This window comes from Streptosporangium sandarakinum, assembly GCF_050942225.1.
Classification (GTDB): domain Bacteria; phylum Actinomycetota; class Actinomycetes; order Streptosporangiales; family Streptosporangiaceae; genus Streptosporangium; species Streptosporangium nondiastaticum.
In genome coordinates this window covers 211,050-231,216 of record NZ_CP192034.1, presented here as the reverse complement: position 1 = coordinate 231,216, position 20,167 = coordinate 211,050, and the positions used below count along the sequence as shown (strand labels likewise).

23 protein-coding genes and 1 tRNA gene are annotated in these 20,167 nt (G+C 70.2%); 15 read left to right on the top strand and 9 right to left on the bottom strand.

All coding sequences use genetic code 11. From position 1 onward, the window contains the following. Positions 1-61 precede the first annotated feature (61 nt). A complete protein-coding gene (locus ACQP10_RS01160) occupies positions 62-877 on the bottom strand; it encodes an inositol monophosphatase family protein (protein ID WP_433540714.1) in 816 nt (271 codons plus the stop codon). Continuing rightward, a complete protein-coding gene (locus ACQP10_RS01155; protein ID WP_433540713.1) occupies positions 874-1,749 on the bottom strand; it encodes a DUF5919 domain-containing protein in 876 nt (291 codons plus the stop codon). The genes ACQP10_RS01160 and ACQP10_RS01155 overlap by 4 nt, the downstream gene beginning before the upstream one ends. A gap of 159 nt (positions 1,750-1,908) precedes the next feature. On the opposite strand from ACQP10_RS01155, the gene ACQP10_RS01150 reads away from it, so the two are divergent. The 10 genes from ACQP10_RS01150 to ACQP10_RS01105 all read left to right on the top strand — a co-directional run bounded on the left by ACQP10_RS01150 (position 1,909) and on the right by ACQP10_RS01105 (position 8,952). Next, positions 1,909-2,079 carry a hypothetical protein gene (locus tag ACQP10_RS01150; RefSeq protein WP_433540712.1) on the top strand — a complete coding sequence of 57 codons (171 nt, stop codon included), beginning with the start codon at positions 1,909-1,911 and terminating at the stop codon, positions 2,077-2,079. Next, positions 2,076-2,435: a hypothetical protein gene (locus tag ACQP10_RS01145; RefSeq protein WP_433540711.1), complete on the top strand. Its 360-nt coding sequence runs from the start codon at positions 2,076-2,078 to the stop codon at positions 2,433-2,435. The genes ACQP10_RS01150 and ACQP10_RS01145 overlap by 4 nt, the downstream gene beginning before the upstream one ends. Before the next feature lie 28 nt (positions 2,436-2,463). Then, positions 2,464-2,712 (top strand): hypothetical protein, encoded by a 249-nt coding sequence (locus ACQP10_RS01140; RefSeq protein ID WP_433540710.1) that lies wholly within the window; start codon positions 2,464-2,466, stop codon positions 2,710-2,712. A gap of 151 nt (positions 2,713-2,863) precedes the next feature. Further along, complete coding sequence (locus ACQP10_RS01135) at positions 2,864-3,601, top strand: GntR family transcriptional regulator (RefSeq protein WP_433540709.1); 738 nt, start codon at positions 2,864-2,866, stop codon at positions 3,599-3,601. A 111-nt stretch (positions 3,602-3,712) separates the two neighbouring features. Then, positions 3,713-4,138 (top strand): plasmid replication, integration and excision activator, encoded by a 426-nt coding sequence (locus ACQP10_RS01130; protein WP_433540708.1) that lies wholly within the window; start codon positions 3,713-3,715, stop codon positions 4,136-4,138. Positions 4,139-4,222: 84 nt separating this feature from the next. Then, entirely contained in the window at positions 4,223-5,644 is a 1,422-nt protein-coding gene (locus tag ACQP10_RS01125) for an FtsK/SpoIIIE domain-containing protein (RefSeq protein WP_433540707.1), read from the top strand. Then, entirely contained in the window at positions 5,644-5,838 is a 195-nt protein-coding gene (locus ACQP10_RS01120; RefSeq protein ID WP_433540706.1) for a hypothetical protein, read from the top strand. Before ACQP10_RS01125 ends, ACQP10_RS01120 begins: the two co-directional genes overlap by 1 nt. An 80-nt stretch (positions 5,839-5,918) precedes the next feature. Further along, a complete protein-coding gene (locus tag ACQP10_RS01115) occupies positions 5,919-7,550 on the top strand; it encodes a replication initiator (protein ID WP_433540705.1) in 1,632 nt (543 codons plus the stop codon). Further along, entirely contained in the window at positions 7,547-7,741 is a 195-nt protein-coding gene (locus ACQP10_RS01110; RefSeq protein ID WP_433540704.1) for a helix-turn-helix domain-containing protein, read from the top strand. The genes ACQP10_RS01115 and ACQP10_RS01110 overlap by 4 nt, the downstream gene beginning before the upstream one ends. After that, positions 7,738-8,952, top strand: a complete 1,215-nt coding sequence (locus ACQP10_RS01105) for a tyrosine-type recombinase/integrase (RefSeq protein ID WP_433540703.1) — start codon at positions 7,738-7,740, stop codon at positions 8,950-8,952. The genes ACQP10_RS01110 and ACQP10_RS01105 overlap by 4 nt, the downstream gene beginning before the upstream one ends. 61 nt (positions 8,953-9,013) lie before the next feature. Here ACQP10_RS01105 and ACQP10_RS01100 read toward each other — a convergent pair. After that, positions 9,014-9,086, bottom strand: a tRNA-Arg gene (locus tag ACQP10_RS01100). A gap of 153 nt (positions 9,087-9,239) precedes the next feature. Continuing rightward, complete coding sequence (locus ACQP10_RS01095; protein ID WP_346018138.1) at positions 9,240-9,815, bottom strand: hypothetical protein; 576 nt, start codon at positions 9,813-9,815, stop codon at positions 9,240-9,242. A gap of 132 nt (positions 9,816-9,947) precedes the next feature. Here ACQP10_RS01095 and ACQP10_RS01090 point away from each other — a divergent pair, with 132 nt between their 5' ends. Together ACQP10_RS01090 and ACQP10_RS01085 are read left to right on the top strand one after the other, a co-directional pair. Beyond that, on the top strand, positions 9,948-11,108 hold the full coding sequence (locus tag ACQP10_RS01090; RefSeq protein WP_346018139.1) for a sensor histidine kinase: 1,161 nt from the start codon (positions 9,948-9,950) through the stop codon (positions 11,106-11,108). A gap of 127 nt (positions 11,109-11,235) precedes the next feature. Then, the gene (locus ACQP10_RS01085) at positions 11,236-11,871 is read left to right on the top strand and encodes a response regulator (RefSeq protein WP_179821143.1); all 636 of its coding nucleotides are present in this window, start codon (positions 11,236-11,238) and stop codon (positions 11,869-11,871) included. Positions 11,872-12,014: 143 nt separating this feature from the next. Here ACQP10_RS01085 and ACQP10_RS01080 read toward each other — a convergent pair whose 3' ends face one another. The 3 genes from ACQP10_RS01080 to ACQP10_RS01070 are packed head-to-tail and all read right to left on the bottom strand — an operon-like array spanning position 12,015 to position 14,441. Further along, positions 12,015-12,479, bottom strand: coding sequence for a MaoC family dehydratase (locus ACQP10_RS01080; protein ID WP_179821146.1), 465 nt, complete (start codon positions 12,477-12,479; stop codon positions 12,015-12,017). A gap of 10 nt (positions 12,480-12,489) precedes the next feature. Beyond that, entirely contained in the window at positions 12,490-13,932 is a 1,443-nt protein-coding gene (locus ACQP10_RS01075) for a hypothetical protein (protein ID WP_399498764.1), read from the bottom strand. After that, positions 13,932-14,441 carry a SigE family RNA polymerase sigma factor gene (locus tag ACQP10_RS01070; RefSeq protein WP_179821151.1) on the bottom strand — a complete coding sequence of 170 codons (510 nt, stop codon included), beginning with the start codon at positions 14,439-14,441 and terminating at the stop codon, positions 13,932-13,934. Before ACQP10_RS01070 ends, ACQP10_RS01075 begins: the two co-directional genes overlap by 1 nt. 440 nt (positions 14,442-14,881) lie before the next feature. Between ACQP10_RS01070 and ACQP10_RS01065 the strand changes: the two genes are divergently transcribed. Then, entirely contained in the window at positions 14,882-16,078 is a 1,197-nt protein-coding gene (locus ACQP10_RS01065; protein ID WP_433540702.1) for a hypothetical protein, read from the top strand. Between the two features lie 1,494 nt (positions 16,079-17,572). Beyond that, positions 17,573-17,986, top strand: coding sequence for a hypothetical protein (locus ACQP10_RS01060; RefSeq protein ID WP_433540701.1), 414 nt, complete (start codon positions 17,573-17,575; stop codon positions 17,984-17,986). Here the strand turns inward: ACQP10_RS01060 and ACQP10_RS01055 are convergent. After that, positions 17,983-18,375, bottom strand: coding sequence for a hypothetical protein (locus ACQP10_RS01055; protein ID WP_433541864.1), 393 nt, complete (start codon positions 18,373-18,375; stop codon positions 17,983-17,985). The genes ACQP10_RS01060 and ACQP10_RS01055 overlap by 4 nt on opposite strands. Before the next feature lie 216 nt (positions 18,376-18,591). Then, entirely contained in the window at positions 18,592-19,041 is a 450-nt protein-coding gene (locus tag ACQP10_RS01050; protein ID WP_433540700.1) for a carboxymuconolactone decarboxylase family protein, read from the bottom strand. Between the two features lie 83 nt (positions 19,042-19,124). Between ACQP10_RS01050 and ACQP10_RS01045 the strand changes: the two genes are divergently transcribed. Next, positions 19,125-20,003, top strand: a complete 879-nt coding sequence (locus ACQP10_RS01045; RefSeq protein ID WP_346018146.1) for a sigma-70 family RNA polymerase sigma factor — start codon at positions 19,125-19,127, stop codon at positions 20,001-20,003. The last annotated feature ends 164 nt before the right edge of the window (positions 20,004-20,167 follow it).

Here is a 20,167-nt window from a genome sequence, read left to right as displayed (position 1 = left end):
AGGGCCGGGTACGGCGGCGCGGCGCGCCGCCGCTTGATTCCTATAAGAACAATTCGGCAAGTCATCCGGTCCGCTCGGCGGTCTGCCGTGCGTCTGCGATGAGCGTGACCAACTCGCCCAGGATCTTGGGGCCGGCCGCGATGGTGCCATGGGAGTTCATCGTGTGGTGGCTGCCGTCGAGGTCCACCACCATGGCCCCGGCTTCGCGGGCGATGAGGACGCCTGCGGCAGTGTCCCAGGGGTTGTTGCTGAACATGGCGCTGGCGTCGATCTTGCCTTCGGCGACCCAAGCTAGATCGATGGCCGCTGATCCGAACATGCGGACCCGTTGGACGCGGGCGGCGAGTTCGTGGGTGAGGGCCAGCCGGGGGCGATTCTTTTCGGCAGCGTCGGTGCCGACGGCGTAGTCCCCGATGGCGACGATCGCCGATTCCAGGTCGGCGGCCCGCGAGACACAGACGGAAGTCCCATTGGCCCGTGTGCCGTGGCCTTCGGCAGCGGTGTAGCGGGAACCGAGGAACGGCAGGTCGATCACGCCGACCACGGGGACGTCACGGTGGATCAGCCCCAGGGACACGCCGCACAGCGGAATGCCGTGCAGGAAGTTGGCGGTGCCGTCCAGAGGGTCGAGCGCCCAGGTGAGCGCGGCGTCGGCACCCCGAGTCGCGCCTTCCTCCTCCCCTAGGAATCCGATCTCGGGGGTCTCGCGGTCGAGGAAGTCACGGACGGCCTGCTCGACGGCATAGTCCACCTCGGTGGCCATGTCGCGGTCTCCCTTGGCTGTAACGGCTCCGGGCAGCGTGGTCCGCACGATCCGGCCGGCGAGGGTGACGGCCTCCTCGGCGATCTCCAGAAGCGACGTGACGGGGAGGTTCATACGGGGCGGCTCCGCTCCCACATCGACGTGAAGACCTGCTCGAACACGGGGAACAGGCCGTTGGCCGCGGTGTTGTCGTTCATCACGAACGTGGGGGAGTCCACGCCGCGGGCCTGGGGCAGGTAGGGCTGAACCACGCAAGTCCTTCCGTCCACGATGAGGATGTTGAAGCGGATCGTCTCGTCGTAGAGGTGCACCTCCAGGCGCTCGGCCGGCTCCGCGGCAAGGCCGGCCTTCAACCGGGACAGGACGCTGATGTTCAGTGCCGTGAGGGTGGTGAGCGTCCCGGCGGGATGGTTCTCCTCCTGCTCCCGGGCGCGGATGGCGCTGCCCTCGGGGTCGAGAAAGAGGCAGCGGATGCGCGTGCCGTTCTCCAGGAGCCGTTTGAGCTGGTGGTCGGGGTAGTTCTGGCACAGCATGTTGAGCGACAGGCCAGCGGCGTGGATCTCCTGGGCGTCGTCGAACAGTGCGGTCGGAGGGAACGCGGCGGCGAACGCCGACCGACTGCTGAACACCGCCGTCACGTCGGCCATCTGCGACATCGGGTTGACCGCTACCTGTGCCGTGCCGTTGGGCGGCTGGGCCGGCACTACTGGCGTCGCCGTACCGGTTCCGTTCGGGGAGAGGGAGAACAACTCCTGGGCCGTCCGGCCGGGGAACATGGCTTCCAGCACGCGGCAGTGATCGGAGTAGGGCAGGCCCTTGAGCTCGCCGGAGAGCCAGCGATGGAGCTGCGCCCGGCTCGGCCTCTTGCCTTCCAGCGCCGGGTCCACCGATCGGGCGGCCTTGTCGTACTCCTTACAGAACGTGCTGTAGGTCTGCCAGTGACGTTGGTGCAAGAGCGTTTTCAACAGGACCTGTCGATCAGCCATGCTCCATGCCCTTCGGTAGGCGGAGGCCCCTCGCACGCCCAGATTAGCGATCGAGACGAGTCGAGACGAGACAAAGACGAGACAAAGCAAGACGTCATGATCACAGGCGATACACGCGCGGTGTCGAGACGCGACGTGGTGTTCGGCGAATCTCGCTTCATGACTGAACCGTGCTTGTCCTGCGAGGGCCGGGGCTGGAAGTACGTCAGCTTCCGGCGGGCTCTGATCGCCGGCCCCGGTGGTCCGGTCGCCTCCATGCCGCGCGTGCGAGACGCCTGCTCGGCCTGTCAGGGGATCGGAACCTTCGCGGTGGAGCAGGAGCGGTCATGAACAGTGCGATCGGTTCCGCGGAAGCCGTACGGGATGAGGTGTTCTCCCCGGTGGAAGCCGGGGAGGGGCTGCGCGGTGCGCTTCACCGGTTGGGCATCCCCGCCGATGTGATCGACGGCTACGGGCTGGCCGTGGTGTCGGTCTGGGCCGGTCTGGTGGTCTGGTCGGACGGCGTGCGGTTCTGGTGGCAGACGGGTGGCTGGGATGAGCGGCGACGCCGGGCCGTCTACGCCTGGCACTCGGCGATGGAACCGGACCGGGCCGCGCGCCGGGTGGCGTTCCGTTACGCCGAACTCGTACGGCAGCGCCCACTTCCCCAGACGCTCGGGCAGGCCGGCGATGCCACTCCGCGATGACTGCGCCGGGTTCAGCCCGCATGTCTCCATGGTTCAGCGTGATCATGTGCCGCTGGAGTGGCTGGAGCCGTACCCGGTGCTGGAGCGGGTGCGGGTGACGGCCTGGACCTGCGCGTGCCTGGCGGTGGTCTACGAGCTGTGCGCGGGGGCCGGTCAGGGGTTCATCCGGCGGACGGTGCAGCACGACCAGGGCCATCGGGTGCATCAGACGCGGTTGTGGCCGATCGGTGAGGCGCGGGCGGTCTGGACGGGGGTGCTGTCCGGACGCGCTCGGTAGACGGGTGTGGCGGTGCGGTCGGTCCGGCCGAAAGACGGAGGGGGGTCGGATCTCCGCGCCGCCACACTCACCTGTGTGAAGGGGCGAGCGGCTAGGCAAGCTCTCGGCGACTCTCTATGCTGACGACAAGTCGAGTAGTTGGGTTGTCGTTATGTCCGTGTCTGATGACGAGTACGCACCTCCGAAGTACGCCCAGATCGTGCAGGCGATCCGACGGAGGATCGCTGATGGCACCTACCCTCCGGGGTCGCAACTGCCGTCGGAGACGCAACTGGTCCGCGAGTTCGCCGTGTCCCGTCCCACCGTGGTGCGAGCGCTTCAGGTGTTGCAGCTTCGCGGGGTCATCGATCGTGAGCACGGCAAGGGCTCGTTCGTGAAGTCGGCTCCTCCGGTCGTTGAGGAGGACTCCGCCCGTCCGGGCCGCGCGGTCCTGGATCGCGTCGAAGCCGGCGAGAACGCGGAAGTCCTCCAGGCGGGTGGCCACCCCGCCCCGGCGAACGTGGCGACGCTGCTGGCGCTCCCGGAAGGCGCCCCGGTGATGATGCGCCGCCTGCTGCTGTCGAACGCCGGGCGGCCATGCGAGCTGGTGACCTTCTGGTGTCCGATCGAGCTGGCGGAGGGCACGGATCTCGGTCGTCCCGAACCGTTGAGCGTGGGAGTTCGTCAGCACGTGCAGGCGGTCAAGGGCATCAAGCTCGACCACGTCATCGAGCGTCTGGCGGCACGTCATCCGCTGCTGGAGGAGACCCAGGCCCTCAAGGTGAACAAGACGGCGGCGATGCTGTCGGTGCTGTCGCGCATCTTCGACTCCTCGGGCCGGCCGGTGCTGGTGATCGAGACGGCGCTTCCCGGGACGCTGCACGAGCTGGAGGACGCCTACACCCTGTGATGTGACGCGCATCACATAGAAGCACGGAAACTTGTCTTGTCGAGTGCGCGTTACAGGGTTATCTTCAAACATGACAATACAAGTTATCGACTGTACGACAGGAGAACTGCTATGGCTCTGCAAGGCCCTATCCCCGTCAGCTTCGACCAGGTCTTTCCGCACGGCTGCTACATCGTCGGCGAGGTGGAGCAGGTCAAGGACTTCGACGCCTCGACCAACGGACGGACCGTCTACGCCAAGGACAAGACCACCGGCGAACTCGTCTGGCAGGTCGCGGTCATGGACGCCGACCCGGCCGTCAAGGTCAGCCAGAAGACGGTGGCGGTCAAGATCCTCGCGCCGGTCCAGCCGGTGCCGCCGCCCCCGGTGCCCGGCCTGCCGATCACGCCGGTCGAGTTCGACGGCATGACCGTCACGCCGTACGTCAGCCAGGCCACGGGACGGCTGGCCTACTCCATCCGGGCCACGTCCATGCGGGCGCCTCGCTCCGCCGGTCCGGCCAAGCAGCCGTCGGCCGGCAAGGAGATGGCGGCCTGACACGCAAGCGGGGCCGTCGGAAGCGGCAACTTCCGACGGCCCCTTGTCTCCCCAGATGCGATTCCAAGAGAGGACCGAAGTCTAATGTTCAAGAAACTGCCCGGTGACCAGGTCTCCGGCCTGGTCACGACCACTCCCGACACCGCCGTGGTGTTCCGCCCGGCCGTCGTGCGGACCCCGGCGGCCATCACCATCGCCGTCTTCATCTGGCGCCTGCTCGCCAGCTTGGTCCGCATGGTCTGTCGGCATCCGATCGCCACGGTCATGCTCACCGTTCCGGCCGTCCTCGGCTGGCTGTACGGCTGGCGCTTCGCTCTGCTGGCCGTCTGGATCCCCGTCTCGTTGATGGTGCCGTGGGCGCTGCTCGACCGGGACACATTCAACGCCTGGATCGGCTGGCGATTACTGGCCTTCTGGCGGCTGGTCTGGGTCTACCGGCGGCACTGGCACGCGGTGATGACGATCTCCGGCCTGGCCCGGCACGCCGGTGGCCGGGACTACGTGCCGCACCTGGTCGGGGTGCGTTGCACCTCCTGGGCCGACGAGGTCACGGTCAAGATGCTCACCGGACAGGCCGTCAAGGACTGGGCCGATCGCATCGAGAACCTGGCGCACGGGTTCGGCGCCGCCTCGTGCCGGGTCTCCATCGCTCGCGCGGGCCGCCTGCTGCTGACCTTTCCCCGCCGTGACCCGCTGGCGCCCCCGCTTCCGGCGATCCCGTTACCGGAGACGGCGTCGGTCGGGCCGGTCGAGGTCGGCATCCGCGAGGACGGGTACCCGTGGCGGCTGAAGGTCCACGGCACGCACGTTCTGGCGGCCGGTGCCACCGGAGCGGGCAAGGGCTCCATCCTGTGGTCGGTCATCCGCGGCCTGATCCCCGCCGTATGGACCGGCGTCGCAGAGCTGTGGGCACTGGACCCCAAGCTCATGGAGCTGTCCTTCGGCCGGTCCATCTTCAACCGCTACGCCGCGGACCCGGCCGACTGCGCCGACCTGCTCGACGAGGCCGTGGAGCGCATGCAGAAGCGGGCCGCGAGGTTCGCCGGCGTCCAGCGGGACCATGTTCCGACAGTGGAGGACCCGTTCGTCCTGGTGGTCGTGGACGAGGTGGCGTTCCTGACCGCCTATCAGTCCGACCGGGCCTTGAAGCAGCGCATCTCCGCCGCCCTGGCCACTCTCACCACGCAGGGCCGGGCGGTCGGCTTCGGCGTCCTGGCCGCACTCCAGGACCCGCGCAAGGACGTGCTCACCATCCGCAACCTGTTCCCCGACAAGATCGCGCTCAGGCTCGACGAGTCCGAACAGGTGGACATGGTCCTCGGCGACGGTGCCCGTGATCGGGGCGCGCTGGCCGACCACATCTCACCCGTGCCGGAGCAGGGCGCCGGGGTGGCGTACGTACGGCTGGAAGCCTCCCCCGACCCGATCCGGGTCCGCGCCGCCTACGTCTCCGACGACGACATCCGTGACATGGCCGCCCTGTTCGAGATGGGGGACGCAGCCTGATGAAGATCATCCTTCACGGCACCTCCACCGAACTCGATGCCCTGCCGTTCCGACGGCTCTCGACCACGGGCGGCTCCGACCTAGGCGAGGTGGTCCTGATCATCGATCTCGACTCCGCCCACCTGCGCAAAGACCCCTACAGCGACGCCTACCGGCTGTGTGCCGACCTGATCGACCGGAAGGAGGCCATGTGACCGACGCCCCCACACCCGCACCATCCCCGGCCCTGGTAGACGCTTCCTATCCCCGGCCGGCCCGTACCGTCCGTGCCCGGATGCCGCTGGCCCTGGACGTGGCGATCGAGGTGGCCAAGCTCAACGGCGTGTGCATCCGCCCGATCGAGATGCGACGCCAGGACATCGTCACCGGCCGGGAAGAGACCTTCGACATCCCGTGCGGCGCCACCCAGGAGGCCAAGTGCCCGCCGTGCGCCAAGCGCAACCGCTACCTCCGTATGGCCCAGTGCCGGGAGGGCTGGCACCTGGAGGCCGAACCCGTCACCGACCCGGACCCCGCCACCGAAGACCAGCGGTGGCTGATCGAGTTCCGGGCCGACGTCCAGGCCAAGCGGGATGAGGCCGAACGCGACGGCATGTCCGAGGATGTCGCCGACTGGGACGCGGCGATCCAGGCCATCGATGCCGAGATCAACCAAGCCGGGATGCGGGGCACGGTCCTCGGCGGGCGGACGGCTCCCAAGCGGTCCCGTTCCACCCGTCGCCGCCAGGACGCCCCGGACCTGCCCCGGCGGGCCATGCGCAACACCACTCTCGGCCGGGCCTTCACCGGGGCGGACGGGAAGGTGTTCCGGCCGTCGCTGTTCCTCACCCTGACCCTGCCGTCCTACGGTCGCATCCGGTCCGGCCAGGGTGTGCCGGTCGATCCCGCGGGCTACGACTACCGGCGGGCCGCGCGGGACGCGCTGCACTTCTCCAAGCTCGTCGATCGGTTCGTGCAGAACCTGCGCCGGGTGGCCGGCTATGACGTGCAGTACTTCGCCACCGTCGAACCTCAGAAGCGCCTCGCGCCGCATCTGCACATGGCGATCCGTGGCACCCTGCCTCGGGCGGAGGTCAAGGCCATCGCCGCCGCGACGTATCACCAGGTGTGGTGGCCGGCGGCCGATGAAGTCCGCTTCGAGGGCGAGCACCTGCCGGTGTGGACTCCGCGGGCGGAGCTGCCCGACGAGGGTATCTATCCGGACGGCCAGGCCGGCGACTACCTCGACCCTGATACGGGGGAGATGCTGCCCACCTGGGATGAAGCGCTCGACCGGCTCGACCAGGACGACGACGCCGAACCGCTGCACGTGATCCGCTTCGGCGACCAGACCGACGTCCAGGGCGTGCTCGCCGGGACCCCGGACGCCGACCAGTGCATCCGCTACCTGAGCAAGTACCTCACCAAGTCCCTCGGCGACACCCTCGACACCGATGACCCGGCCCGCCGGGACCACGCCGCCCGCCTGGTGGAGGCGCTGCGCTACGAACCCTGCTCGCCGTCCTGCCCGAACTGGCTCCGGTACGGCGTGCAGCCCAAGGGCGCCAAGCCGGACATGACCCCGGGTCGCTGCCGGGGCAAGGCGCACAAGCCCGAACACCTCGGCTACGCCGGACGCCGGGTCCTGGTCTCCCGCAAGTGGTCCAACAAGACCCTGGCCGAACACAAGCGCGACCGGCGCACCTGGGCCTTGGAAGCCCTCGGCCTGACCGAAGAGGCCACCGACCCGCATCGCTACGTCTGGAAACCTGTCCCGGCCGGCGACACCGACACCCCCTCGCTCGCCCTGCGGCTGCTGCGCATGGTCGCCGAACGCCAACGCTGGCGAGCGACCCTCCTCGCCCGGCAAGCGGAAGCCGCCGGCCGACCCGTCCCCGACTTTTCGGCAACAAAGGAGGCTGCATGACCAGTGATCTCGATCCCCTGCTTCTCCGGCCCGAGAAGGTGGCGGAGTCGCTCGGCATCGGCCGGACGAAGGTCTACGCGCTCATGAGGTCGGGCGCTCTCCGCTCGGTCCGCGTCGGCGGTCTCCGCCGAATCCCCCGGACCGCGCTCATCGAGTTCGTCACCTGCCTGGAAGAGGAGAACGCGGCATGAGCGGCGGGAAGAGGCGCGGTCAGAACGAGGACTCCATCTACAAGGACGGCGACCGCTGGCGCGGTGCGATCTCCCTCGGGTACGGGCCGGATGGCAAGCGCATCCGCAAGAAGGTCTCGGGCAAGACCCGGGCCGAGGTCGTCGACAAGGTCCGGAAGATCCGTGAGGGCATCGCCAAGGGCCTCCCCGTCCCCGACGACAAGCTCACCGTGGGGGCGTTCCTCGACCGGTGGCTGTCCACCCTGCCCGGCCACATCGCGGACTCGACCTTGGACGACTATGAGGACACGGTACGGCTCCACCTCAAGCCGGCACTTGGTCGGTACAAACTCACCGCATTGACCGTCGCCCAGGTCGACGCGCTCTGGCAGGCCAAGCGAGAGACGTACAGCGCCAACAGCGTCCGCATCATGCGGGCCGTGCTGCGCAAGGCGTTCGGACAGGCCGAGCGTGAAGGACTGGTCGCGCGCAACGTCGCGGCGCTGTCCATGCCGCCCCGGGTCCGCACCAACGAGGGGCGGACGCTCACGATCGACCAGGCGCACAAGCTCCTCGACCAGGTGAACGGGCACCGGATGGGAACGCTGGTCCTGCTCTCGCTCGTCTTCGGGCTGCGTCGCGGTGAGGCGCTCGGGCTGATGTGGGACGGCTTCGATCCGGAAGCCGGAACCCTGCGGGTGACGCACGCCGTCAAGCGCGTCAAGAACCGCGCTCCGGGGGCCGAGCGGAAGACCAAGCTCGTGATCTCGGAGCTGAAGACGAGGAGGTCACGCCGTACGCTCTGCCTGACTCCGGAGCTGGTCGATGCGCTCCGGCGGCACCGGGCCGCGCACAACGCCGAGCGGCTCCAGGCCGGGCAGGAGTGGACCGAGCACGGGCTGATCTTCCCGACCGTCTTCGGCAATCCCTCGGATCCGGACACGTTCTCGCACCTGTTCTCCAACCTGGCGCGGAAGGCCGGCCTCGGGCACTGGCACCCGCACGAGCTGCGGCACTCGGGCGCCTCTCTCATGCTCGCCCAGGGAACCCCTCTGCACGTTGTTTCCGAGGTCCTCGGGCATGCGAGCATCGCCATCACGAAGGACGTCTACGGGCACCTGGTGGAGGGCGACAAGCGGGCGGCGACGGCGGCGATATCGGGGGCCCTGCTGGGGCGGCGGAAGCCGGTGGCTCCCAGGGTGGCTCCCAATGACGGGGAAGAGACCGGTTGAACATCAAAAGCAAGAAGGCCCTGGATGGCATATCGCCTGTTCCAGGGCCTTCTTCGCGTTGCGCGGCCGAGAGGACTCGAACCCCTAACCTTCTGATCCGTAGTCAGATGCTCTATCCATTGAGCTACGGCCGCTCGCTGCGTAAGTAACTATAGCGGGTTCCGAGGAGTACCTCGAACCAGTTGTCCGCTCTCCCCCGAAGCGTCTTCGAAGCACCTCCCGAGCGTCCCCAGCCCACCCCGTGAGCCGCCCTCACCGGTCCCTTCCGCCTCCCGGCCGGTCCCCGTTCACCCCCGCGGCTTCACTGGTACGCCCGACTCCCGCCGGTCCTCCTTCACCTTCTTCGGGAAGAGGGTGTAGCTCACCGGCCAGATCAGGGCGATCAGCGGGATCTTGGACAGGTCGAGCATGAAGCCGGTCAGGGCGGCGGTCCGCGCGGGGTCTCCGACGATCCAGGCGAGGCCGAACAGCAGGCCGCAGGCGATGCCGTACGCGAGGACGATTTTGAACCACATGATCCACTCGTAGCGGGCCCGGGCCATCCCTCCCGCGGACGGCTTCCACGGTTCGGGGCCTCCGGCGAAGCGGTGGGCGAACCTGGCGTCGGCCCACTTCACGGTCCGGTGGCCGAAGACGATCGAGTAGGCGAGGTAGGCGGCGGCCAGGCCGTGGCGCCAGTCGGCGGTGGCGCCGCCGCGCATGTCGATGACGGAGGCGGCCAGCAGGACCACGTCGAGCAGCGGGACCGCGACCAGCAGGGCCGTGCTGAGCCGCCGCATGCGCCACAGGTAACGCGTGACGAGCCCCAGCACGAGGAGGACCCAGAACCCGATCTCGCATCCGATGATGACGGCCAGAATCATGCTCCCAGCATCGCCGCTCCCCGCCCGCGGGACATCGTCGCTGGTGACGAACCACCGTACATCCTTGTATGTACGGCCAAGCCGCCCCGTACGCGTATGTCCGGTGCGCTGCCGGGATGGTGAGATGGGGGCATGAAACGGGAGGACGTGCTGTGGGCCGTGGCATCGTTCCTCGGCGGCGTCGCCCTGCTCGCCGTCGGCATCTACCAGCATCGCTGGGCGCCCGCCCCGCTGTTCGCCGTCCCGCTGGCGATCACGTGCCTGGGGGTCGCGGTACGGCGGAGCAGGCCTCTGCTCGCACTCGGCCTCGGGGTGGTGGCCTTCGCCGGTGACTTCGCCATGGGGTTCTCCATGGGCACCGTCATCGTGGTCACCGACAACTTCTACGCGGCCGTCAGGTACGGCCCCCGCGTCCTGGGCAGGTGGATGCTCGGCATCACCTCGATCTTCGCCGTCGTCGCGGGAGTGACGGCCGGGATCCTCATGCGCGAGGTGGGGATGGCCGCGGTGATCCTGGTCCAGTGCGCCCTCGTCGGGACCACCCCCGTCATCACCGGAATGATCATCAGGCAGCTGGAGGACCAGGCGGCGGCCGAGCGGGCCAGGGCCGAGCAGGTGGCGCGGCTCGCCGAGCTGGACCGGGCGGCGGCCGTGCAGGCCGAGCGGGCGAGGATGGCCAGGGAGCTGCACGACATGATCGCCAACCACTTCAGCGCGATCGCCATCCAGTCCACCGCCGTGCTCTCCCGCGCCGACCTGGACGGGGACACCGTGCGGGCGGTGCTGGGGTCCATCCGGGAGAACAGCCTCCAGGGCATGACCGAGATGCGCACCATGATCGGTCTGCTCCGACGGGACGACGAGGAGGCCGAGGCCGTCCGGCGCCGGGTGGCCGAGGCCGGTGAGCTGGCCGAGCGGGCCCGGGAGGCGGGCCTGGAGGTACGGTTCCAGGTGGACGGCGAGGCCCGTGAGCTGCCCGCGCCGGTGGACCTCGCCGGGTACCGGATCATCCAGGAGTCGCTCACCAACGTGCTGAAGCACGGCGGGAAGGCCGCCGACGTGGTGGTCGACTACCGGCCGGGCGCGGTCACGCTGACCGTGGACAACCCTCTCGGCGATGCCGACCACCGGCATTCCGGCGCGGACACGGGCACGGACGTGGTCATGAGCGCGGGCGCGGGGATCATCGGCATGCGGGAACGGGTCGCTCTCGTCGGCGGCGAGCTCGATGCCGGGCCGTACGGCGACGGCTGGCGGGTCCGCGCCCTGCTGCCCACCGAAGGGCTCGCGTGAGCGCGCCGCCCGGCGACCGGGTCCGTCCACCCGCCAGAAGCACCCGAACCCGAACCCGGATCCGGACCCGCGCTGGAAACACCCGCACCCGCATGATCGCCGTCGCCCGCGGCACCGAGGAGTTCGCATGACCATCCGTGTCCTGGTCGCCGACGACCACGCGGCGGTCCGCGCGGGGATCGTCCTGATCCTCGACGGTCACGGCGACATCGAGGTGGTCGGGCAGGCCGCGGACGGCGAGCGGGCCGTCGCGATGGCACGCGAGCTGCGGCCGGACGTGGTGCTGATGGACGTCCGGATGCCGAAGCTGGACGGCGTCTCGGCGACGCGCGAGCTGAGCGGGGTCGCCGACGTGCTGATCCTGACCACGTTCGACATCGACGAGTACGTCTTCGGGGCGCTGCGCGCCGGGGCCGCGGGCTTCCTGCTGAAGAACACCGACGCCGACGCGCTGGTGGACGCGGTGCGGGTGGTGGCCCGGGGTGACGGGCTCATCTCGCCCGCGGTCACCCGGCGGCTGATCTCGGCCTTCGCCACGGCCGTGCCGGAGCGCGAGCCGTACGACCTGGGGAGCCTGACCCCGCGCGAGCGCCAGGTGCTGACGTGCATCGGGCGGGGCCTGTCGAACGCCGAGATCTCCGCCGAGCTGGACATGGCGGAGGCGACCACGAAGACCCACGTCAGCCGGCTGCTGGGCAAGCTGGGGCTGCGCAGCCGCGTCCAGGCGGCGATCCTGGCCCGGGGACTCCCACCGGAGGCGTGAGAGGTCCCGGGCCGGAACCCGGCGGGACCGCCGCGACCTCGCGGACGCCGAGGCCCGTCCGGGCCGGCGGCTCCCGAAATCGCCAGGGCCCGACTCGATCACCGGTTCCCGGGGACACCAGGACCGGACGGAGGCGCCGGGGCTCAGTCGCTCTCGGCGGGGACGTAGAGGGAGAGGGTCTCCGCGACGCAGGCGGGTCTCTTCCCGCCCTCGACCTCGACGGTCACGCGGACCTTCGCCAGGTAGCCCGCCGGGGTCCCCTTGACGTCGAGGAGCTCGGCTCCGGCCCGGATCCGCGCCCCGACCGGGACCGGCGCCGGGAAGCGGACCTTGTCGAGCCCGTAGTTGATCCCCATCGCCAGGCCGTCCACCCGCACCAGCTCCGCCATGAACGACGGCAGCAGCGACAGGCTGAGGTAGCCGTGGGCGATGGTGGTCCCGAACGGGCCGTCCTTGGCCCGTTCGGGGTCCACGTGAATCCACTGGTGGTCGTCGGTCGCGTCGGCGAACCCGTCGACCCGTTCCTGGGTGACCGGCCGCCACTCGGTGTGTCCCAGGTGCTCACCGCGGGCGGCCTTGAGCTCCATGACACTACTGAAGATCCTCATGGGCAGAACGTTATTCCGCCGGAGGCACGGCGAGAAGGTTCACGACCGTGAGCTCCTTGCCGCCGCCCTTCTCGGTCGTCGAGCAGACCCTGGTCTTCCCGGTCGGGAGCGGAGCACCCGACGGCGCGGAGCCGGGGGCGGATGACGAGTCCTCCATCTTGCACTCCTCCACCTGACGCCGGTCCTCGTCCCAGTAGATGATCGAGGTGGGCGAGGAGGAGATCCCGGTGCCGATGCTCCCGCCGCCGGACGGGTTCCGCTTGCCGACGCCCGCCGTACGACCGGTGACCGGGTCGTACACCGCGGCCAGCGGCGCGTGGACGTCCTCGATCTCCTCCCCCGCCGCGTCACGGCCCGTGAGCCCGGAGAGACCGAAGAACCCGAACCTGCCGGCGAGGGGGGTGTATCCCCCGCTGCCGGACAGCCCCGGCAGGGGCCGGCGGTCCGAACCGTCCGTCCGTTGCACCACGGTTTCGTCACCGCTCGCGCCGAAGCACCAGACCGGACCGCAACGCAGCCCCCGGGCGCCGTCCGGGGCGTTCACCGCTACCGTCTGCCCTGTCTCCAGGTTGAACAGCTTGGTCTGGTTCCTGTCCCGGTCTTCGCCCTCCCGCCCGTTGGCGACGTCGAACGCCCACGGCCAGGACAGCAGGTGCAGACCGTCCGTACCGGTGACGTATTCCGGGGACCCGCCGGCCAGCGGCATGCGGTAGACCCCTCCGGCCCGCACCGACCAGAACACGGAGTCCGCGGTGACGCCGATCCGCTCCACGTGGGCCTGGGCGCCCGTGACCTCGCCGATCTGACGTGCCGTGCCGCCGGTCCGGGGGACGACCCAGAAGTCGGCCCACTCGTCACGGTTGTTGGGGGTCTCCCCCCACCACGCGATGGAGTCGGCCCCCACCTCGACGTCCTGCGCGAAGTAGCCCTTCACGCCCGGCGGGGCGGGCATCTCCGCGAGCACGGTGCTCTTGCGCGCCGCGGTGTCGTAGACCTCCAGCCGGCCCGCCTTCTCGAACGACGACTCGGCGGTGAGCAGCAGCTCCGTGGCGCTCAGCCCGGTGATCGGCCGGTACTTCCAGCCGTCCGCGGTCTTGGCCGGGATGGTGGACACCGCCTTGGGCCAGACCTCGGTGACGGGGTCCACGGATACCTCCGGCGTCTCCCCTGTCGCCTCGGAGGGGTCCGCGGCGGGGAAGGACGGATCGGCCGCCACCCCGGTGATCGAGACGCCTTCCCCGCCCCCGCTGGGGAAGACGTCCCTGGCCACCGCCGTACCGCCGCCGATCACCACCAGCACGGCCGCCGCGGCGAGCACCGACCGCGCCCGCCGGCGGCTCCGGCGCCTGCGCCGCTCGGAGATCGCCGTGGGCAGGTCCCCGACCGGCTCGGGCGCATCGTCCGCCGCTCCGCGCAGCGCGCGGACCAGATCGGTTTCGTCCCTGTCCCTCATCACACTCGCCCCGTTTCGAGAGCGGTGACCCGCACCCTGAGTTTGTCCAGCGCACGGGCCGCCTGGCTGCGCACCGTGCCGCGCGAGACGCCGAGGATCTCGGCGATCTCCTTGTCGGAGAGGTCCTCGTAGTACCGCAGGACCAGTACGGCCCGCTGCCTGGGCGGCAGTCCCTTCAGCTCGTTCCACAGGCCGGTGTCGTCCCCCGCCCGGTCGTCGTAGGCCCGCTCGGGGACCGCCGCGACCAGCCGTTCCCTGCGCAGCCGCCGCCAGACGCTGATGTGCAGGCGGGCCATGGTCGTGCGGACGTACCCTTCCGGGTCGTCGCGTTTCCTGATCCTCGGCCAGGCGTCGCCCAGACGCATCAGCGCCTCCTGCGTCAGGTCCGCCGCGTCCTCGGCGTTGCCGGTGAGCACGTAGCCGTACCGGTACAGCGCATCGGCCCGCGCGGCGACGAAATCGGTGAACTCCACGTCCCAGGGACGGTTCGGGGGCCGTATCTGTTGCATTCACCGTCTCCGCGTCCGGACCGCGTCTCCGCATCGGCATCCGCCGTCTCCGCGTTCCGGCCCCCGCCTCCGCACCGGCGTCCGCGGCCCTCTGCGTGCCGTCGGGAGGATCCGGACCGGGCATGGTTTCGTATCCGGTACGAGTTGTTCCGCGGGCATGACGGGGTCGCGGGAGCGGAAGAGGAAATCCCGAAAACCGGCGATCAATGGCCGAACGCCCCCAAGAGCGATGTCAGCGGGAAAAGGCCGTTTGATTCCCCATTAAGCGGTTACCGGCGGGGAGGCCGGACGGCTTTTCCTGCCGATGTGACACGCGTTTAACGTTCATCATCTGAATCAACACCCTGTCGTGCCTGCCGTCGGGTATCTCCTGACCAGTGCCGCTCTCGCGGCCCGGAACGGACCTGATTTCCGATACGCCACGAACGACATGGGATGAAATGATATCGAGTAACAGCAGATACGGCCCCGAGAACGGATACGGCGGTCATGCCCGGGCCTGGGCCGTCGCGGCGACGGTGACCGTTCTCCAACTGACGACCCCACTCCACACGCCGGCACAGGCCGCGACCGGAGTCACGACGGGGGACGCCGGGACCGCCGCGGTTCACCGGACGGTCCGCGGCACGGGAACCGTCATCACCGAGGACGCCGAAGCCACCGAGTCCGCCGGGGCGACCGGCTTCACCGGCGCCGACGGAGCGGCCGGGTCGACCCGCTTCACCGGAGCCGACGGAGCGGCCGGGACCATGGGGACCGGTACGGCCTCGGGCGACGGCTCCTGGACGGCCTGGGGCGCGGGAACCGGCACGGACGGGGACGCGGAAGCCGCGTTGGCCCAGGTCATGAGAACCCTCACGGCCGGAGGCGCGGAGAGCGCGGCCGGGGACCTGGAAACCGTCATGGCCCGGGACGCGGGAAGCACGGCCGGGGACACGGCGGTCGTCACGACCGAGGGTGCCCAGGACCTCGCCCTGGACTTCCTCACCGAGCTCGCCGGGGACCGGGCGGAGGCCGCCGAGGATTCGATGGAGGCTTCGGAGACCGCGGTCCACGGCTCGGACCAGGCCGCCGCACGGCCGTCCCCCGGCGGGGAGGCCTTCGCCAGGGAGATCTGCCGGGGTAGGAAGGGATACATCTTCAGGAACGGCAGGTGCCGGCGCGCGGCGATGAGATCGGGAGGATCGCAGGGGCAGCCCGTCCCGCCCAGACCTCCAGGCTCGCCCAGGCCCCCGGGGCAATCGAGCCTCCAGGGCCCACCCGGACCCCAGGGCCCGCCCGGTGTCCCCGGCCCGCCGGGCCGGACCGGGCCCCAGGGACTGAGCGCGAGCGTCGCCATGGCGTTCCAGGGCAGCATCGCCTTCGTGGGCGCTCCCCGGAGCGACGGGGCGTTGCTGATCCGGGACCCGCGGACGACCCCTCGCTGGTTCGACCTCTCGTCCGTGCCCGGCTATCCGGGCGGTGTGGTCGGCCTCGCCATGGCGAGCCTGGGGAACGACATCCACCTGACGGTGCGGAACGCGAACGGCAACCTGGCCTACACCTCGTGTGTCGTGCAGCCCACCCCGGGGACGCCGGGAAACCCCCGGTGGCCGGAGAACTGCATCCCGTTCATCGACCTGACCCCGCCGGACTGAGCGGCACCGCCGCCCGGCCCCACCTCCTCGCTCGTACGGCCCGGCCCCACCTCCTCGCTCGTACGGCCCGGCCCCACCTCCTCGCTCGTACGGCCCGGCACCGCCTCCTCGGTTGTACGGCCCGGCCCCGGGCCCGCGGGCGTCCGCGCTCGGCCCCGGGCCTGTGACCGTCCGCGCTCGGTGCCGGGCCCGCGGGCGTCCGCGCTCGGTGCCGGGCCGTACGGCCGTGAGGCCCCGAGGCCCGTACCGCGTATCCGGTGAGGGCAGGGTCGTGCCGGGCCGGGGACCCACTCGGTGGAGACATCCACCGAGCGGATCTCAGCGCCGCCGTACCGCGATGAAAACTGGAATATCCGATTCTTCCCCCACAATCGGGGTGATGCCCGAAAACAGTGACCAGCGGGTTATAAACAGGAATTACAGCGATGTCATCGGATCAGCGCAACCGCCGGACACCAACCGACAGAAATCCCTGCTCTTTTCCAGGAAAATCAGGAAAAGAGCAGCGGGACGGTGGACCGATGCAGATTACCGACAGACCGCCTGAAGCTTTGTTTACCCTCGCCGAACCGTTCCAATATGGCCTACTCCTATTTTCTGGGTATCTGCCGAACAGTGCCGCCCGTTGTGGCACTGAGAGATACACCCCTCCAGAATTGGAACGTCATGGAAAATAGAGGATTTTCTAAGAAGAAAAGGCGTATGCCGGTTTCCTCCCCTCGCGGACGTCTCACGAGTCTGGCTCTCGCCACGACGGCGGGCGTCCTCACGGTGGCGTCGAACCAGGCACCCGCGAACGCCTACGGAGGCCCTCCGATATACGACAACGCCGAGAAGGGCATCGTCCCGCACGTCCGGCACGTCTCCGGAGGGCCACGCGTCTGCGCCTGCCCCAGGGGCTGCCGGGGATGCCGGAGAGGATTCGGGTGCGGGGGTCACCGCGGATGCCGTGGACCGCGCGGCTTCCGGGGCCCGGTAGGTCCGGAGGGGCCACGGGGCCTGGACGGCAGACCCGGAGAATCGATCGTCGGTCCACCCGGCCCCCCCGGACCGCCCGGGCCACCTGGACCTCCCGGGCCCGCCGGACCCGCCGGGCTTGAAGGACCCGCTGGACCTGCCGGGCCTGCCGGACCGGTGGGACTCACCGGACCCGCCGGGCCCGCGGGACCGGTTGGACTCACCGGACCCGCCGGACCTCGGGGGCCGGCCGGACCCGTCGGGCCCGCCGGCGTACCGGCCGCTCTCGGGCCAGGGCAGGGACCACGGGGAGCCGCCGGTCCTCCCGGGCCTCAAGGACCCGCCGGGCCTCGGGGTCCGGCCGGACCCACGGGACCTGCGGGACCACGGGGACCGGTCGGGCCCGATGCTCTCACGGGAGTACCGGACGCGAGCTGCACGCCGAACCTCACCAGCTCCACATCCGTCGCCTACTGCCCGATGACGGGCGTCTCGGAAGGCGCCATGTGGCTTGCCGAGCGTCCGCGGTCGTTCCCGATGTCCATCAGCCCGGTCTGCGGATACGGCGCCGTCGGGTTCATCGAGTACCCCGGCGCCACCTGCCTGCACACCGGCGGTTCCTTCGGCGTGATCGGTTCCTCCGGCCAGGCCGGCGCGGCGGGTTCCTTCGGCACAGTTGTCTACTCCGGCATGACCGGCACGGCAGCCTGCTCTGGCACGACAGACACAATCGGTACAGCCGGCACGGTCGGTACGGCAACCTACTCCGGCACGACCGGCACGACCGGCACGGCTGGCACGACCGTCTACCCCGGCACGACCAGTGCGGCCGTCACCAAGGGGCGTTCCGGCACCTGGCGTCCTCCGGCCGTCACGTGCCCGGAGGTCGCCGTCCCGATGGTGAGTGCCGCGACGGTCTGCCACGTGACCGTCGCCATCGCGCCCTGCTAGCGAGGTCCGTTCCGTGGGGGCCGGGAGCGCCTCGCGGGCTTCCGGCCCCCACGGTCCGGCCGGACCCGGCGGGCCGGCGGTGAAAGCGGAGGGGTCCGGTGTGCCCGGCCCTCCGCGACACCGCCGGCCGTCCGCGGCCGGTCAGCCGGCGACCGGGTCCACCAGGGCCTGAGGGAGGACGCGACTCTGGAAGTCCCGGCCTCGGAGCCGGACGAGCGGACCATGGTCACCAGCGCCTTCCACAGGGCCCAGCCGCGTGCCCGCCGCCAGGCGTCGTGGGGCAGGCCGGCCGCCTCCCGGAAGACCTTCCGCTCGTCACCGGCGAAGTGGGTCCAGGCCACGACGAGGTCGCAGGCGGGATCACCGACCCCGGAGGTGCCGAAGTCGATGACGGCGGGGCCGGTTCCCCGCCGTGCCGACGGATGGGCGCGGACGGCCCCGGTCTCCCGGAAACGACCCGGATCCGGCCGTCACCCTCGGCATGAGATCGGTTCAGCTCCTTTGACGGTTGCGAAGGGCCGGACCATGCGCGGTGAGCACACCTCCTTCTGGCGGGCGGGTCTGCGCGGCTTCCTGACGGCGCCATCGGGGGCTTCCCGGTCGGCTCACCAGGTCTTGCCGGCCTGCTCCCGGATCGTGCGGTTGATCCGGTTGAAGAAATTGGCCAGCGCGATCTGCAGGTTGATCGCGGACAGCTGCTTCTCGTCGAAGTGCGCGGCGGCGGCGTCCCAGATCTCGTCGGTCACGCCCGGCGCGCCGTCCTGGATCCGGGTGGCGGCCTCGGCCAGTGCGAGCGCCGCCCGCTCCGCCTCGGTGAAGAAGGGCGTCTCGCGCCAGGTGACCACGTTGTGCAGCCGCTCGTCGGTCTCTCCGCGCTTCTTGGCCGACGCGACCCCGGCGAAGACGCACGGGCTGCAGCCGTTGATCTGGCTGATCCGCAGGTGGACCAGTTCAAGCACGAGCGGATCGGCGCCACCTGCGTGAATCGCCTTGTGGAGGTGCTGGATCGCCGTCATCATGTCGGCGTTCACCCGGCTCTTCATGCGTGCTTCCATTGGCCTTGCTCCTTCATCGGTTACCTGTGCCCGTCCGGGCCCGTCATCCCCTATGACGGAGTGGATCCGAGGGAGGTAACAACATGTCCGGCACCAACCCGGCGGGCCCGGTGGACGAGGCGTTCGAGGCCCAGCGCGACCGGCTGCGCGCGGTCGCCTACCGCATGCTCGGATCGCACGCCGACGCCGAGGACGTGGTCCAGGAGGCCTGGCTGCGGCTCCGCCGGCAGGACACGGCGGTCATCCACAACCTCGCCGGCTGGCTGACCACGGTGGTCGGCCGGATCAGCCTCGACGTCCTGCGATCGCGCCAGGCCCGCCCTGAGGCGTCCTACGACGACCGGTTACCCGAACTCGTCGTGACGGCCGACGACAGCCCCGCGCCGGAGGACGACGTGGCGCTGGCCGACTCGGTCGGGCTCGCGCTCCTGGTCGTCCTGGAGTCGCTCCGGCCGAGTGAACGGCTGGCGTTCGTGCTGCACGACCTGTTCGCGGTGCCGTTCGACGAGATCGGCCGGATCCTCGGAAAGTCCGCCGACGCCACCAAGATGCTCGCCAGCCGCGCCCGCAGGAAGGTGCGGGGAACCGGGCGGCCGGCGGCGGCCGGGCGGGAGCAGCGCGAGGTGGTCCAGGCATTCCTGGCTGCGGCTCACCGCGGCGACTTCGAGGGGTTGCTGCGCGTGCTCGACCCCGAGGTGAGGCTGACCGTCGACACCCCCGGCGGTGTGGTCGTCGTCCTCGGCGCCACCGAGGTCGCCTCCGGCGCGCGGCTGCGTCAGCGGTCGGCCGCGCGCGGACGGACGGTGCTCGTCAACGGCCTTCCCGGGATCGTGTCCTGGCTCGAGGACGGTACCCCCCTGTCGGTCATGGCGTTCACCGTCGTCGACGGCCGGATCGCCGACATCATGGTCGTGGCCGATCCGGCCAGGCTCGCGTCGATGAATCTGCCGGATCCGGAGTGAGCCACCGCCGAGACGGTCACCGCGGGCGGGCCGGTGGCGGGACCGCAGGAGGTCGTGGCGCTGAGAGCTCCCTCACATGCGCGGAGCCGTCCTGTGGATCCGGAGGCGACGACCCTGTACGAAGCGCCGTAGCGACCACAGGCACCGGGAGGTCGGCCAGGAAG